The organism is Crenobacter oryzisoli, from assembly GCF_030385785.1.
In the GTDB taxonomy this organism is placed as follows: Bacteria; Pseudomonadota; Gammaproteobacteria; order Burkholderiales; family Chromobacteriaceae; genus Crenobacter_A; species Crenobacter_A oryzisoli.
Genome location: NZ_JAUEDK010000011.1, coordinates 1 through 14,120 on the forward strand (window position 1 = coordinate 1; position 14,120 = coordinate 14,120).

13 protein-coding genes and 1 pseudogene are annotated in these 14,120 nt (G+C 65.0%); 8 read left to right on the forward strand and 6 right to left on the reverse strand.

The genetic code is table 11. From position 1 onward, the window contains the following. Positions 1–232, forward strand: a pseudogene (locus tag QU481_RS08200) (IS4 family transposase); the annotation flags it as partial. 43 nt (positions 233–275) lie between these two features. On the opposite strand, the gene QU481_RS08205 reads toward QU481_RS08200, so the two are convergent. Then, positions 276–2,156, reverse strand: a complete 1,881-nt coding sequence (locus QU481_RS08205) for a methyl-accepting chemotaxis protein (RefSeq protein WP_289829461.1) — start codon at positions 2,154–2,156, stop codon at positions 276–278. An 826-nt stretch (positions 2,157–2,982) separates the two neighbouring features. Here QU481_RS08205 and QU481_RS08210 point away from each other — a divergent pair. The 6 genes from QU481_RS08210 to QU481_RS08235 all read left to right on the forward strand — a co-directional run bounded on the left by QU481_RS08210 (position 2,983) and on the right by QU481_RS08235 (position 6,838). Then, positions 2,983–3,240, forward strand: coding sequence for a BufA1 family periplasmic bufferin-type metallophore (locus QU481_RS08210; protein WP_289829462.1), 258 nt, complete (start codon positions 2,983–2,985; stop codon positions 3,238–3,240). Positions 3,241–3,314: 74 nt separating this feature from the next. Beyond that, the gene (gene bufB, locus QU481_RS08215; protein ID WP_289829463.1) at positions 3,315–4,151 is read left to right on the forward strand and encodes an MNIO family bufferin maturase; all 837 of its coding nucleotides are present in this window, start codon (positions 3,315–3,317) and stop codon (positions 4,149–4,151) included. Beyond that, positions 4,148–4,888 (forward strand): HvfC/BufC N-terminal domain-containing protein, encoded by a 741-nt coding sequence (locus QU481_RS08220; RefSeq protein ID WP_289829464.1) that lies wholly within the window; start codon positions 4,148–4,150, stop codon positions 4,886–4,888. The genes bufB and QU481_RS08220 overlap by 4 nt, the downstream gene beginning before the upstream one ends. Positions 4,889–4,901: 13 nt before the next feature. Next, positions 4,902–5,360, forward strand: a complete 459-nt coding sequence (locus QU481_RS08225) for a DoxX family protein (RefSeq protein ID WP_289829465.1) — start codon at positions 4,902–4,904, stop codon at positions 5,358–5,360. 52 nt (positions 5,361–5,412) lie between these two features. After that, positions 5,413–6,264 (forward strand): phosphoserine phosphatase SerB, encoded by an 852-nt coding sequence (gene serB / locus QU481_RS08230; protein WP_289829466.1) that lies wholly within the window; start codon positions 5,413–5,415, stop codon positions 6,262–6,264. Between the two features lie 64 nt (positions 6,265–6,328). Further along, complete coding sequence (locus QU481_RS08235; protein ID WP_289829467.1) at positions 6,329–6,838, forward strand: hypothetical protein; 510 nt, start codon at positions 6,329–6,331, stop codon at positions 6,836–6,838. A gap of 413 nt (positions 6,839–7,251) precedes the next feature. On the opposite strand, the gene QU481_RS08240 is transcribed toward QU481_RS08235, so the two are convergent. Then, positions 7,252–7,791 (reverse strand): GNAT family N-acetyltransferase, encoded by a 540-nt coding sequence (locus QU481_RS08240; RefSeq protein ID WP_289829468.1) that lies wholly within the window; start codon positions 7,789–7,791, stop codon positions 7,252–7,254. A 45-nt stretch (positions 7,792–7,836) separates the two neighbouring features. Next, positions 7,837–9,213 carry an MFS transporter gene (locus QU481_RS08245; protein ID WP_289829469.1) on the reverse strand — a complete coding sequence of 459 codons (1,377 nt, stop codon included), beginning with the start codon at positions 9,211–9,213 and terminating at the stop codon, positions 7,837–7,839. 127 nt (positions 9,214–9,340) lie between these two features. Between QU481_RS08245 and QU481_RS08250 the strand changes: the two genes are divergently transcribed. Further along, the gene (locus QU481_RS08250) at positions 9,341–10,246 is read left to right on the forward strand and encodes a LysR family transcriptional regulator (protein WP_289829470.1); all 906 of its coding nucleotides are present in this window, start codon (positions 9,341–9,343) and stop codon (positions 10,244–10,246) included. 134 nt (positions 10,247–10,380) lie between these two features. Here the strand turns inward: QU481_RS08250 and mpl are convergent, their stop codons facing one another. From mpl to QU481_RS08265, 3 genes are all read right to left on the reverse strand, one after another. Further along, positions 10,381–11,757, reverse strand: coding sequence for a UDP-N-acetylmuramate:L-alanyl-gamma-D-glutamyl-meso-diaminopimelate ligase (gene mpl / locus QU481_RS08255; protein WP_289829471.1), 1,377 nt, complete (start codon positions 11,755–11,757; stop codon positions 10,381–10,383). After that, on the reverse strand, positions 11,643–12,512 hold the full coding sequence (trmB, locus tag QU481_RS08260; protein ID WP_289829472.1) for a tRNA (guanine(46)-N(7))-methyltransferase TrmB: 870 nt from the start codon (positions 12,510–12,512) through the stop codon (positions 11,643–11,645). The genes mpl and trmB overlap by 115 nt, the downstream gene beginning before the upstream one ends. 132 nt (positions 12,513–12,644) lie before the next feature. After that, a complete protein-coding gene (locus QU481_RS08265) occupies positions 12,645–14,051 on the reverse strand; it encodes a sodium:proton antiporter (protein WP_289829473.1) in 1,407 nt (468 codons plus the stop codon). Between the last annotated feature and the right edge of the window lie 69 nt (positions 14,052–14,120).

Consider the following 14,120-nt stretch of genomic DNA (forward strand, 5'->3'; position numbering starts at 1 on the left):
GGGGGTTGCGCCGACCGATCTTAGCTTTACGACAGCGCTGCATTATTTGCGCTATGAGTGGAGCTGGCTGGCGATCAGCAGCCCCGGCACCTTGCCGGCGCGCTTGCTGCGTCTGCGGGAACGCCTCAGGGAGTTGCTGCTACCGAAACAACGGCGGGGGCGTGAATGCCCCCGCGTGGTGAAAAAGCTGCCGTCCCGTTACCCAATCAAACAGGTTCGATCCGCTAAGTGAACGGCATTACCCCAAACGGGGCGCTTTTTCGTGGCGAATCGCCTTACAGCTTGAATCGGCTGAACGCCGCGTCCATCCGCGACGCCGCCTCGGCCAACGCTTGCAGCGTGCCGCTCACTCCCTGCAGGCGTCCGTCAGTTTCCTGCACGCGGTTGTTGATGGTCTCGGTGCTCTGCGCGATCAGCGTCGAGGCATTATGCTGCTCGGTGGTCGATTGGGCGATGTCGTTCATCCGGGTCACTACCGACTCCATCGACGCGCGAATGGTCTCGATGTCGCTAACCACCAGTTGCGTCTGCTCCACCCCGCCATCCACCGACTGCACCGTCAGGTTGACGTCGCCGACCGCTTGACCGGTCTCGCGGCGGATCGTCTCTACCTGCTGGGCGATCTCCAGCGTGGCCTGGGAGGTGCGTTCGGCCAACTTGCGCACCTCGTCAGCCACCACCGCGAAGCCGCGACCCTGCTCGCCGGCACGTGCCGCCTCGATCGCCGCATTCAGCGCCAAGAGGTTGGTCTGGTCGGCGATGTCGCGAATCACATTGGTGATGCTGCTGATGTCCTGCGAACGACGGTCGAGCGAAACCAGCATCGACTCCATCGAACGAACCGCCGTCACCGTGCCTTCCATCGCATCCGACAGGTTCTGCATGCGCGTGGCGCTCTGCGCCAGCTCGTCATGCGTACCCTTCACCAACAGGTCCACCTGCCCCGCACTGTCGGCGACGTGGGCGATGCTGACGGTGATCTCCTCCAGCGTGGCCGCATTGGACGACGATACTTCGGCCATCTGGCGCGACCCGTCGGCCAGGCTGCTCAGCTGCGAGCTGGCTTGGTGCACCCCGCCGATCAGCGTGTGCGCCTCGCCCTGCAGTTGGCCGAACAGCTTGCGCAGCTGGCCGACAAACTGATTGAAGGCGCGGGCGGTCGCCGCGATCTCGTCGCTACCGCTGTCGTCCAGCCGTAGCGTCAAGTCGCCATCCCCTTGGGCAATGTCCTCCATCACGTCACGCAGGCGATTCAGACCCGCCAGCATGCGGCCGATGGCGATGCTGGTCACCGCGACGATCAGCACCAGCGCGACCGCCGAGATGGCTAACAGGGCATACAATAGCGAGGACAGCGGTGCCATCAGCTCGGACTTCTTGGCCGCCACGCCGATGTACCAGTTGGTGCCGGCGATCGGCTGCAGTTCGACCAGCATGGTCTCACCGTCGATGACCGCCTCGCTCGGCACGGTCTGGCTGGCCAGAACGTTCAGGGCGCCGGCGGTCAGCGACGGTGCGATGTCGGTGATGGGCTTCAGGGTCAGCTCGGCCTTGGGATGGGCGATGATCAGGCCATCGCGGTTGACGATGAACGGATAGCCATCGCCGCGAACCTTCTGCGACAGCACCGCTTTCATGATGTCGCTGGCGAACACATCGCCCCCGACCACCCCAGCGAACGTGCCGTCGACATTGAAGGGACTGGCCACTGTGATCGTCAGCTTCTTACTTTGCAAATCGATGTAGGGATCGACAACGATCGTTTTGCCGGCAGCCTTGGTCTGCTGAAACCAGGGACGGGCATTCGGGTCATAATCAGCGGGCGGGACCCAGCCGCTGGCAAAGGTGGTGCGCTTGTCGGCAAAGGCCACATAGACATCGAAGAAGCGCCCGCCCTCGGCAGCGCGCTTGAAATATTCGACGGCGTCCGGTCGCTGGGCAATTTTCACCTGGCTGCTGATCTGCGCCTGTTTCTCCTCCAGCCAACTTTTCACCACACTGCCCTGCCCGGCGAGGATGGAGTGAAACTCCTGGGACACCCCGTCGCGGATCTCGCTGCGCATGTGAAAATAAGAAAATAGCAGTACCGCCGTGCCAAACAGCATGGTCAATAACACCGTCAGGCTGATCAGCCGACTCCTTAATGTCTTCATCATGAATACCCTCTGTAAGTTTTTATGTAGTTTTTTTATTTCTCAATCGATCGATGACCGATTGTTCTCCCCACGCTACTCGTAATGACTGGCTGCTTCAGTATGTCTGCTGCGAGGTGCTTCCTCGGCGGGTCACGCTCAGGTGCGCTACCGGCGGACGAAGCTCAAGCCCTTGCCGTTGGCGGTCGGGTTGCCCCTGCCTGTGCCCCACTACGGCGACACCTTGTTGGAATCGACCCGGCCGCTGAGCTGCCCGACGTCGCTGGCGTTGCAGTTATGGCTGTCGATGGTGAAGGCGGCGTTGGCCGGCTTGCAGATCCGATTCAGCGTGCGGCCGTTGTAGTAGACCGCACCGCCGGACAGGCAGCCCCTAGAAGTCGCGCGTTCAACATGTCTACAGTCCTGTCTGCTTCCCCGTCTCCTGCACCATCCCCACCGGCGTGGCCATACGGCAGCCAGCGAGACGACTTTTTCACTATGTTTCCTTGTGATCTGGCCGATCTACCATTAAGCATCTGCTTTATATTTTACCCGCAGTAAGCATGCAATTCGAGTTGCAATACAATAGAAAAGCACCAAAAGCATTGTGGCAAAATCGCCTCAGCCAGAATCAGCGCCACGGTACGTATTCCCCCTGTGCGAACCTTGCGATGACACCATCGTCCCACTTTTTCAATGGCCCCCATGGTGCTTCGCTCAGTCGACCGGGGCCGGCCTGCACCTCGTTCGGACGCCATCTTCACGACGCCCTGTAAGAAACGCGGCCGTGACGCGACTGACTCAGCGGAAACGGCCTTCGCCGTCCTCCCCCTCTACTAGGAGAAACACCATGAAAGCATCCCGCACCCTGATCGCTTCCGCCCTCGGCGCCGTCGTTGCCATCGGTGCCGCCAGCCTGCCGGCCCAAGCCGCCGAGAAGGAAAAATGTTTCGGTATCGCCACCGCCGGCAAGAACGACTGCGCGTCGGCCTCCGGCCTGCACAGCTGCGCCGGCCAAGCCAAGACCGACCATGACCCGGGCGACTTCAAATACGTCGCGAAGGGCAGCTGCCAACAGATGGGCGGCATGCTGCAACCGAAGAAATAAACCCGCTCCCTCCGCCGGTGGGGTGGGCCGAACACCGCCCCGCCAGCCCCTTCCCTGATTCGTGAGACCCCACCATGACCACGACCCTGCCCGCCGCCAGCGGCATCGGCCTGCGCGCACCGCACTATCGACAGGTGCTCGACAGCCGGCCTGCCATCGGCTGGCTGGAGGTACACAGTGAGAATTTCTTCGACGGCGGCCTGCCGCTGGCGATGCTGCGTCGCGTCGCTGCCGACTATCCGCTGTCGTTGCACGGCGTCGGCCTGGGCCTGGGTTCGGCGAGCCGTCCCGACCCGACCCACCTCGCGTCGCTGAAACGCCTGGTCGACGCAATCGAACCGGCAGCGGTGTCGGAGCACTTGGCGTTCAACCACGCAGGCCAGCGCTACGCCAACGACCTGTTGCCCATCCCGTACACCCGCGCGGCGCTCGACACCATCGCCGCTCACGTCGCCGAGGCCCAGGACGCAATCGGTCGACCATTGCTGCTCGAGAACCTATCGAGCTACCTCGAATACCCGGCCAACGAGCTGACCGAGGCGGAGTTTCTCGCCGAACTGGTCAGCCGCACCGGTTGCGGCCTGCTGCTCGACGTCAACAACCTGTACGTCAACCAGCAGAATCTCGGCACCGACGTCGATGCCTTCCTCGCCGCACTGCCGGCCGAGACAATCGGCGAATACCACCTGGCCGGCTACTCGCAGCGCGGCACACTGCTGATCGACACCCACAGCCGGCCCGTGCACGACGCGGTATGGGCGCTGTACGACCGGGTGCTGGCCCATTTCGGGCCGCGCCCCACACTGATCGAGTGGGACATCGACATCCCGCCGCTCGATACCCTGCTCGGCGAGGCGGCCAAGGCGCAGCGCCGGCTCGACGCCGACGCAACGAGGGGGGATGCACGATGAGCGACTGGCAACGCTGGCAGGCCGGGCTGATCGCCGCGATCCACGACCCCGCTCTGCCCGACACGGCCTACGGCGCCGACGGACTCGCGGTCTACCGCAACAACTACCGGGTCGGCCTGATCGACACCGTGAAGTCGCTGTACCCGGTGATCGCGCAACTGGTCGGCGACGATTTCCTGACCGGCCTCGCGCGCGAATACGTGAGGCGCACCCCGTCGGCCAGCGGCAACCTGCACCGCTACGGCGAGGGCTTCGGCAACTTTGTCGACGGCTTCGAACCGGCCGCCGACCTGCCCTACCTCGGCGGTGTAGCACGGCTGGAATGGGCGCTACACCGCGCCTATTACGCCGTCGACGCCACGCAGTTCTCCCCGGCAACGTTGGCCGCAATCGCCCCGGAAAGCTGGGGCGAGCTGTGCCTGGCCTTTCAGCCGGCCTGCGCGCTGGTGCGTTCGGCCCACTGGCCGATCGTCGCTATCTGGCAGGCGCACCGCCCCGGTGGCGCCCCGTCCCGGGTCGACCTCGGCAGCGGAGGCGAAAACGCACTGGTGTACCGTCAACCGGACCTTGAGGCCGGACTGCTGCCGCTGAGCGATGCCGACGCAGCATTCATCGCCGCACTGATGGGCGGCGCGACGCTGGAAACGGCCACCGATGCTGCGCTGACGCTCGACGCCGATTTCGACCTGCAACCGCTGCTGGTGACGCTGCTGCAAACCGGCTGTCTCGCAGCCTGACCCACGGAGGTCCATGATGAACGCGCTGTGCCGCCTGATCGCCTATTTCACCCCGCCGATCCGCCTAGCCAACGCGCTGCAGCCCTTGCTGCTGCTGGGCCTGCGGCTGTTCCTCGCCAGCGTGTTCTTCAAGTCGGGGCTAACCAAGATCGCCGACTGGGACACCACGCTGACGCTGTTCACCGAGGAGTACCACGTCCCCCTGCTGCCGCCGGCGGTGGCAGCGGTGATGGCAACCTGCGGCGAGCTCGGCCTGTCATCGCTGCTGGTGGCGGGGCTCGCCGGCCGCTTCGCCGCCACCGGCCTGTTCATCCTCAACACGGTCGCGGTGATCAGCTACCCGGGGCTGACCGAGATCACCCGTTCCTACCACTACTACTGGGGCACCGAACTGATGGCGCTAATGCTGTTCGGCCCAGGGCTCGTCTCGCTCGACGCCTGGATCACGCACCGCTGCCGCACCCGACGGTGAGCGGCGTGGCATAATCGGAGGTATCCATTCAACAGCCGTGCTGCCCCGAACCATGTCGAACGCTTCCTACACCCTGGTGGTTCAGTCCGCCGATCTCGATACCCTCGATTTGTCCGAGCTCGCCGAGTTGGCCGAAGCCGGCGAAGTCGACCGCCCCACCGCCGGCGTGGCACGGCTCGCATCGGCCAACCTGGCCAACCGCGAAACGGTGATCGACTGGTGTGAAGGGCGCGAGCTCGACGCCGCTTTCGTGCCGAGCGAACGCTACTTCGCCGACTTTGGCCTGATCGTGTCCGACATGGACTCGACGCTGATCACCATCGAGTGCATCGACGAAATCGCCGGCCGGCTCGGCATCAAGGACAAAGTCGCCGCGATCACCGAGCGCTCGATGGCCGGCGAGCTCGATTTCGCCGACAGCCTGCGCGAACGCGTCGCCCTGCTCGAAGGCCTGGCGGAGCGCGAACTCGAAGCCGTCTACAACGAGAAGGTCGCACTGACCCCCGGGGCGCGCGAACTCTTGGCCGCCTGCCGCCAGCACGAGCTGCGCTTCATGCTGGTATCGGGTGGCTTCACCTTCTTCACCGAGCGCCTGAAGGAAGACCTTGGCCTCGATTACGCCTTTGCCAATACTCTGGAAGTGAAGGACGGCAAACTCACCGGCGGTCTGGTCGGCGACATCGTCGACGCCGCCGCCAAGGCACGCCTGCTGGTCGAGGTACGCAAGGAGCTGAATCTCGCCCCCGAACAGGTGATCGCGATGGGCGACGGCGCCAACGACCTCCTGATGCTGGCCGAAGCCGGCGTCGGTGTCGCATTCCGCGCCAAGCCGGTGGTGCGCCGCCAAGCCGACGTGGCGATCAACCATGTCGGCCTGGATGGTGTCCGTCATCTGTTCCTGTAAGCGGCCCTCTGAACAGTGAAGGGCCGCACAGCAAGATGGTGAACAAGCTTGTAAGGAGACGTGCATGTCGGTGACCCTGCCTCCACTCGACACTGTCAGCTTCGACGCCGAACTGCCGCTGCAGAGCCGTCCGCTCGACGCTCTGCCCGCCCGGCTCGACCGAGAGACGCGGCTGGCGCTGCGCCTGCTGGCGGCTCCGACCGAGACCCGGGAGAACAGCGACCCGCTGCTGCTGCGCGTCGAGGCGAAGCTGGATCTGGCGCTGGAACTGGGCCTGTTGGCTCGCCACCAAGGCCACCCGTCGCAGCGCGCCAGTCGGGTCGGTCTCGAGGCGCTGGCATGGCATGCACCGACGTCGATAACGGTCGGCGAACGGCTGCTGCTGACGCTGTTCCCCAATGTCGACTCGGCGCTGGCGCTGTTGCTGCCGGTCGTGGTCGAGTACAGCCAGGGCGACGGCGAAGGCGGCAGCGTCGTTAAAGCCCGGCTGATCGCGCCGTTCGACGATGGCAGCCGCGAGAGCTGGGAGCGCTGGGTATTCCGCCGCCACCGCCTCGGCCTGCACAGCCGCTGAATCCGCCCTTCAACGCATAATGCACCGTCCTGGGTCGGCTCGATACGCCGATCCGCCGCGGGCTTCCCCAGCCCCTTACCGATGGCACCACACCAGCGGCTTCTAGCTGATCTGCGGAAACCACGGCCCCTCCACCCACTTGCCCCCCTACCCGCCTGACCTCGCCATTTGGACCGACGGCCACCAGCGAAACAGGGCTCTAGCTGTCCGCTGCGATCAAGCTGAATCATGCGGTAAGACCAAGAGCAGCAAGGGGCCCACAGACGTTCGATTACCTGCGCACGATGATCGACAGATGAGACAGCCAGAGCTGTCGACTGCCTTGGCAAGCACTGCAAGCAGCCAGCAACGCCGTCCTTGCGCCCACCAATTGAGACAAGCCAGGCGTGAAGCGGGAAGAGGATAGTTACCGATTAAGGATGTGGGGCCGCCGGACGGATGTTCAGGTCGTAGTACATATGGCGCTTGGCCATGAACGTGTCGCCCACCCGCACTGCCAGCGGTTCCAGTCCGTAGCTGAGGAAACCGCAGCGGGCATAGAGCCGGCAAGCGGCATCATTGTCGTCGGTGACAGTGAGCTGCACGATGCGCACACCGCCACGTAGCTTTGCGTAATTCAGCACCGCCTGGATCAGCCGCTGCCCGAGCCCCTGTCCCCGGTAGCGGACCGGAACGTACATGCCGAACAGATTGGCCTTGTGCCTCACCTTCTCGCGCGACTCGAAAGCGATGCCGGCCACACCGGCCAGTCGCCCGCCGTCGAAGGCGGCGAACACGACCTCGGGGGCCAGGGAGGCTTCGGTCAGGCGCTCGCCCCACCAGGACAGGGGCAAGGCGGCTCGCTCCTCCACGCTCGACGTGAACGCTTCGGGATGGCTTTGATAGGCTTCCAGCATCAACTGTCGGTAGGCGACGGCTTCGGAAGGAATAAGGCGGCGAATGTCGATGTGCATTGCCCAACCATAGCACGAGCCCGCAATCGTTGGGCAGCCACGGTCTCAATGACCCGCCGCGACCCGCCCTGCTCCGTTTGTCATGCGCAGGCAGCTCACCCCGGCTGCACTGAGCGCGAACGCCGCGCCGACGATCAGACCGGTATGCGTGCCGTGATGTGGGAACAGCGTAAACAGCAGCGCCACCAGCGAGGCGCCGGTCGTCTGGCCGAGCAGACGCGCGGTGCCTAGCATGCCGCTGGCCCCGCCGCTACGGTGCGGTGGCGCGGATGACAGCATCGCGAAGTTGTTCGGCGATTGGAAGAAACCGAAGCCGACCCCACACAGCGCCATCCGCCAGACGATGTCCAGATAGCTCGGCTGCGCGGGCAGCAAGGCCAGCGACAGCAGGCCTGCCGCGAACAGGGCGAGCCCGACCGCGCCGAGCAGGCCCGGCGAATACTTCTCCACCAAGCGGCCGGACAGCGGCGCTACCGCCATGATCACCAGCGGCCACGGCGTCATCAACAGGCCAATCTGGGCCGGGCCGTAACCGAGCGATTGCAGGTAGAACGGCAGCGACACCAGCGCCAGCATCTGAGCGGTGAACGAGCAGATCGAGGTACCGACCGACAAGCCGAACAAGGGAATGCGCAGCAGATCGACCGGCAGCAGCGGTGCGGCGAGGCTGAGCTGGCGGCGCACGAACACGTAGCCGACCGCCAGCGAGACCATGAGCATCCCGCCGACCAGGAGCGGGCTCTCGCCGTGACCGAAACCGTCGACGCTGAAGATCAGCAGGCCGAAGGTCAGCGCGTTGAGCAGCGCACTCCGGATGTCGAAACGATGGCTGACCTTGTGCGGGTTGGCCGGCAGCGCGCGCAGCGCCACCAGCCAGGCGACGAGGCCGATCGGCAGGTTGATCGCGAACAGCCACTGCCACGAGGTCAGCGACAGGATCGCCGCCGCGATGGTCGGACCGGCCGCCGACGACAGCGCCACCAAGAGCGAGTTGAAGCCCATGCCGCGACCGAGCTGCGCCTTCGGGTAGATCACCCGGATCAGCGCGGTGTTCACGCTCATGATCGCCGCGGCTCCGAAACCCTGCAGGATGCGCGCGATGGTCAGCGTGGTCAGCGAGTCGGACAACGCGCAGCCCACCGAGGTGAGGGTGAACACCGCCAGCCCCCATTGGTAGATGCGCTTGTAGCCGATGATGTCGCCGAGCGAGGAGAACGCCAACAGCGACACGGTGATCGCCAGCTGGTAAGCGTTGACCACCCAGATCGAGGAAGCGGGGCTGGCGTTCAGGTCGCGGGCGATGGTCGGCAAGGCGACGTTGGCGATCGCTCCGTCGAGCACCGCCATGCTGACGCCGAGCGCGATAACGAGGATCGCCCAATAGCGCTGCGGCAAGGGGACGCCGTCGTGTGGACTGCTCATGGAAACCTTCTGCACAGAGGCCGTGGGGCCGATGGATCGTGGTACTGCAGAATTGAAGTGTAGAAACGTGATTGATTGCTGTCGATAATAGCTATCGACCTCTTTGATAGCTTTTACGACTCAATCCATGGAACTGCGCCAGCTGCACTATTTCATTGCCGTCGCCGAAGAATTGCACTTCGGCCGCGCCGCCGAACGGCTCGGCATCACCCAGCCGCCGTTGAGCCAGCAGATCCGCGCGCTGGAGGACAGCATCGGCGCGCGGCTGTTCAACCGCACCAACCGCCGCGTCGAGCTGACCGAGGCAGGACGGCTGTTCCTCGCCGAGTGCCGCGCCATCCTCACTCGCCTCGACGATGCAGTCGAACAGGCCGCGCGCGCGCACCGCGGCGAGGTCGGCGAGCTGCGTCTTGGCTTCACCGTGTCTGCCCCATTTACCACGGTGTTCCTGCGCTCGATCTACGCATTCCGGCAGAGTCACCCGGATGTGCGCCTGGCGCTGCAGGAGCTAAACACCGTCGACCAGATCGAGGCACTGATGGAGCGGCGGCTGCATGCCGGGCTGATCCGCCCGACCGACCTGCCCGAGGCGCTGACCGCGATCGAGCTGATGCGCGAACCGATAGTGATCGCGATGCGCAGCGACCACCCTCTGGCGCAGCAGGCACCGGGCGAGGCGCTGCCCCTGGCCGCGTTCGCCGACGACGACTTCGTGATGTTCCCGCGCAATCTCGGCATCCCGCTCTACGAGCAGATCATCGCACTGTTCCGCCATGCCGACTTTACACCGCGCGTCGCGCAGGAAGCGCGCGAGGCGTCGACGCAGATCGCGCTGGTCGCCGCCGGCTTCGGCGTGGCGATCCTGCCGGCGTTACAGCAGCGCATTCAGCTCGACAACGTCACCTACCGCGCGATCGCCGACCCTCAGGCGCGCACCGCGGTGTGGCTGGCCTACCGCGAGGAGGACCATTCGCAGCTGCTGCAGGGCTTCGTGCGCCAGGTGAAGACGGAGGTGGCGCGGGCATCGGCGTAGCTCAAAACCCTTTTTCGCCCGCATTCCACGAAAAAACATGCACGAATGAAATGCCGTGTTGTGTCGTGGGGTTCGTGGCAAAAAAATTGGCCGAACCCATCAGTTCGGCCAATCTTGTCCAACAGCACGACGACTCAGAGCCCCAGCCGCGCCAACAGCTTGCCGTGGATGCCGCCGAAGCCGCCGTTGCTCATTACCAGCACCTGGTCGCCGGGGCGCGCCTCGGCGACCACCGCCGCGATCAGCGTGTCCAGATCGTCGAAGGTCTGCGCCTTGTCGCCGAGCGGCACCAGTGCCTCGGCCGGGCTCCAGCCCAGGTTGGCCCCGTAGCAGAACACCCGGTCGGCGTCGGCGAGCGAGCCTGGCAACGCGCCCTTCATCGTGCCGAGCTTCATCGTGTTGGAGCGCGGCTCCAACACCGCCAGGATGCGGGTATCCGGCCCGACCTTGGCGCGCAGGCCGGCCACCGTGGTGGCGATCGCGGTCGGGTGGTGGGCAAAGTCGTCGTAGACGGTGATGCCGCTCACCACGCCCTTCACTTCCATGCGGCGCTTCACGGTGCGGAAGCGGCCGAGCGCGGCGATCGCGTCGGCCACCGGCACGCCGACATGACGGGCAGCGGCGATCGCTGCTAACGCATTCATCCGGTTGTGCTCGCCCAGCTGGGTCCAGACCACCTTGCCCTGCACCGAACCGTCGAGCCACACCTCGAAGCTACCGTCGGCGTCGACCGCACCGACCTGCCAGCCGCCCTCGCCGCCGAAGCGCTCCACCGGCGTCCAGCAGCCGCGCGCCAGCACCCGGTCAAGACTCGCCTCGCGGCCGTTGGCGACGATGCGGCCATTGCCCGGCACGGTGCGCACCAGATGGTGGAATTGCGTCTCGATCGCGGCCAGATCGGCGAAGATGTCCGCGTGATCGAATTCCAGATTGTTCAGCACGGCGGTGCGCGGCCGGTAGTGGACGAACTTGCTGCGCTTGTCGAAGAAGGCGGTGTCGTACTCGTCGGCCTCGATCACAAAGAACGGGCTGACGCTCGCCGGGTCCTGACGCGGCGCACCCGGGAGCCGCGCCGACACACCGAAGTTCTCCGGAATGCCGCCGATCAGGAAGCCCGGTGCCAAGCCGGCGTCTTCGAGGATCCACGCCAGCATTGAGCTGGTGGTGGTCTTGCCGTGGGTGCCGGCCACCGCCAGCACCCAGCGCTCGTGCAGCACGTTTTCGGCCAACCATTGCGGGCCGGAAATATACGGCAGGCCGCGGTTGAGGATCTCCTCCATCAGCGGCTTGCCGCGGGTGACTACGTTGCCGATCACGTAGACGTCGGGATTCAGTTCGACCTGCTCGGCGCCAAAGCCCTGGGTCAGCTCGATGCCCATCGCCTCGAGCTGGGAGCTCATCGGTGGGTAGACGTTGGCGTCGCAACCGGTGACGCGGTGGCCGGCCTGCTTGGCGATGGCGGCGAGGCCGCCCATGAAGGTGCCGCAGATGCCGAGAATGTGGATGTGCATGACGACTCTTGCTTGAGAAAACGGCAAAACGCCAAGGATACCGCAAAGCACCCCAACCGCGCCGCCGCGCATCGACCCTGCGGTGATGACGGCACTGGCCGGACGGGGTTCCCTAGCCTACCTAGCCCGCGGCTTCCAGACCCCGCCACACCCGCCGCAGTGCATGGCCCGAGTCGAGGTGTTTCTGCTCGAACGGGGCTAGGCAGACCTCGGGCAGCCAGCGCGCGGCCGGTCAGCGCACTCAGCCCCAGCGCGAACCCCTCGACATAGATCGCCCAATTGCTGCGCAGTTCCATCACCCCGCCAAGCTTGGGCAGCAACGGAAACACCACGTGGCCGTGCCAGCGCCGCTGCAGGTGATGGCGCTCCGGCCAGGGGTTCGGGTAGAGCAGCCAGTGCTGGGCCAGCTGCACGCCGTCGTCGACCATCAGTCGCCACAGGTCGACCAGATCGGCACGCAACAGCAGCGCGTTGTCCGGCAACGCCAGCGGCTTGGCGTGCGACAGCCGGTCGAACGACGGGTCGACGCCTAGCACGAAATGATCGGGATGACGTTTGGCCAGACGGATCGTCGACAGACTAACGCCGCAACCGGTGTCGAGGACCAACGGGGTGCCGCCGCCCCAGGCGGCACGGGCCTCGGTCCAGGCTGCACAGTTGAAATCGGCCAGCGGCTTGGCGAACGGCCGGGCGCGGTGGTGGCCCTCATGAGGGCCAGGCTGGTTGCTGGTGACGAAACGGGTGTTGGCGTGCATCGGGCAAATCAAGAGAAACGACAGCCCCCTCGTATCGCCGCTTCTCGACGCTGGGCCGAACCCGGACGGCGGCAAGGCACTATGAACAACGCCCGCCGGAGGGGCGGGCGTTTCAGCTAGCGTCGTGGGTCGTCAGAGACGAAAGAACACCAGCGTCAGCAGCGCGAACAGCGGCAGCAGGAACACGCCGGACCAGGCGAGGTAACCGAAGAAGCTCGGCATCGCTACGCCGCGCTGCTCGGCGATCGCCTTGACCATGAAGTTCGGTGCGTTGCCGATGTAGGTCATCGCCCCCATGAACACCGCGCCCATCGAGATCGCCAGCAGCGTCTGCGACAGCTGAGTCATCAGCGTGGGTGCATCGCCGGCGGCCAGGTTGAAGAACACCAGATAGGTCGGCGCATTGTCGAGGAAGCTCGACAGGATGCCGGTCATCCAGAAGTACATCGCATTGATCGGCATGCCATCCTCGCCCGACACCATGCCGACCAGGCCCGCCAAGTGACCATCGCTGCCGGCACGCAGGATGGCGATCACCGGGGCGATGGTGATAAAGACGCCGGCAAACAGCTTGCCGACCTCCAGGATCGGGGCCCAGTTGAACTCGTTGCCGGCACGCACCTGCTTCGGCGTCATCGCCAGCGAGGCGAACGCCAGCAGGAGCAGCAACAGGTCGCGCACCAGATTCTGTAGCTCCCAGTGGGTACCAATGACATCGAAACTGACGCCCGGCTTCCAGAAGCCCGACAACAGCACCGCGCCGACCACACCGGCGAGGAGCACGAAGTTGAAGGTGCCGTACAGCTTGATCGGCGAGTCTTCGCTCGGGTCATACGGCTCGACGCCTTCTTTCTTGAAGTAGTAGCAGTCGACCGCGTAGAAGATCGCCAGCAATGCCAGCGACAGCAGCAGCACCGGCAGCGCCATGTGCTCCATCGTCCAGAAGAAATCCACGCCCTTCAGGAAACCGAGGAACAGCGGCGGGTCGCCGAGCGGGGTCAGGCCGCCGCCGACGTTGGCGACGAGGAAGATGAAGAACACCACCACGTGCACATTGTGCTTGCGATTGTCGTTGGCCCTCAGCAGCGGCCGGATCAGCAGCATCGCCGCACCGGTGGTGCCCATCAGCGATGCGAGCACGGCACCGATCGCCAGGATGCTGGTATTGAGCTTGGCCGAGCCGCGCAGATCGCCCCACACCAGGATGCCGCCCGAAACAGTGTAGAGTGCGAACAGCAGCACGATAAAGGGGACATATTCGGTCAGCAGCGCATGCACCAGCAGTGCCAGCGTGACGTGGCTGCCGAAGGTCAGTGCAAACGGCGCGAGGAACAGCGCAGTCCATATCGCGGTGATCTTGCCGAAATGGTGGTGCCAGAAGCCGGGCGCGAAGATCGGAAACAGCGCGATCGACAACAGGATGCCGGCAAACGGAATCGCCCAGGCGAGGCTCAGCGTCGCGCCGTCGAGGTCGGCTGCCTGGGCAAGCCCAGGCACCAAGAGCAGCAGCGGCAAGAGGGTCCTCAGGATGGGGGTCATTGTTTCTCCTGTCTGATGGGAAGCCGGTGCGGGTCAACCGCCGACGAAGGCGCAGCGTTGGGCGCTACG

Bases quoted from the DNA above. Each gene is read 5' to 3' on its own strand.
- QU481_RS08235 (WP_289829467.1), top strand. From the start codon at position 6,329: ATGTCGGTGACCCTGCCTCCACTCGACACTGTCAGCTTCGACGCCGAA.
- QU481_RS08250 (WP_289829470.1), top strand. From the start codon at position 9,341: ATGGAACTGCGCCAGCTGCACTATTTCATTGCCGTCGCCGAAGAATTG.
- QU481_RS08265 (WP_289829473.1), bottom strand. From the start codon at position 14,051: ATGACCCCCATCCTGAGGACCCTCTTGCCGCTGCTGCTCTTGGTGCCT.
- QU481_RS08245 (WP_289829469.1), bottom strand. From the start codon at position 9,213: ATGAGCAGTCCACACGACGGCGTCCCCTTGCCGCAGCGCTATTGGGCG.
- QU481_RS08225 (WP_289829465.1), top strand. From the start codon at position 4,902: ATGATGAACGCGCTGTGCCGCCTGATCGCCTATTTCACCCCGCCGATC.
- serB (WP_289829466.1), top strand. From the start codon at position 5,413: ATGTCGAACGCTTCCTACACCCTGGTGGTTCAGTCCGCCGATCTCGAT.
- trmB (WP_289829472.1), bottom strand. From the start codon at position 12,512: ATGCACGCCAACACCCGTTTCGTCACCAGCAACCAGCCTGGCCCTCAT.
- QU481_RS08220 (WP_289829464.1), top strand. From the start codon at position 4,148: ATGAGCGACTGGCAACGCTGGCAGGCCGGGCTGATCGCCGCGATCCAC.
- QU481_RS08240 (WP_289829468.1), bottom strand. From the start codon at position 7,791: ATGCACATCGACATTCGCCGCCTTATTCCTTCCGAAGCCGTCGCCTAC.
- mpl (WP_289829471.1), bottom strand. From the start codon at position 11,757: ATGCACATCCACATTCTCGGCATCTGCGGCACCTTCATGGGCGGCCTC.
- bufB (WP_289829463.1), top strand. From the start codon at position 3,315: ATGACCACGACCCTGCCCGCCGCCAGCGGCATCGGCCTGCGCGCACCG.
- QU481_RS08205 (WP_289829461.1), bottom strand. From the start codon at position 2,156: ATGATGAAGACATTAAGGAGTCGGCTGATCAGCCTGACGGTGTTATTG.
- QU481_RS08210 (WP_289829462.1), top strand. From the start codon at position 2,983: ATGAAAGCATCCCGCACCCTGATCGCTTCCGCCCTCGGCGCCGTCGTT.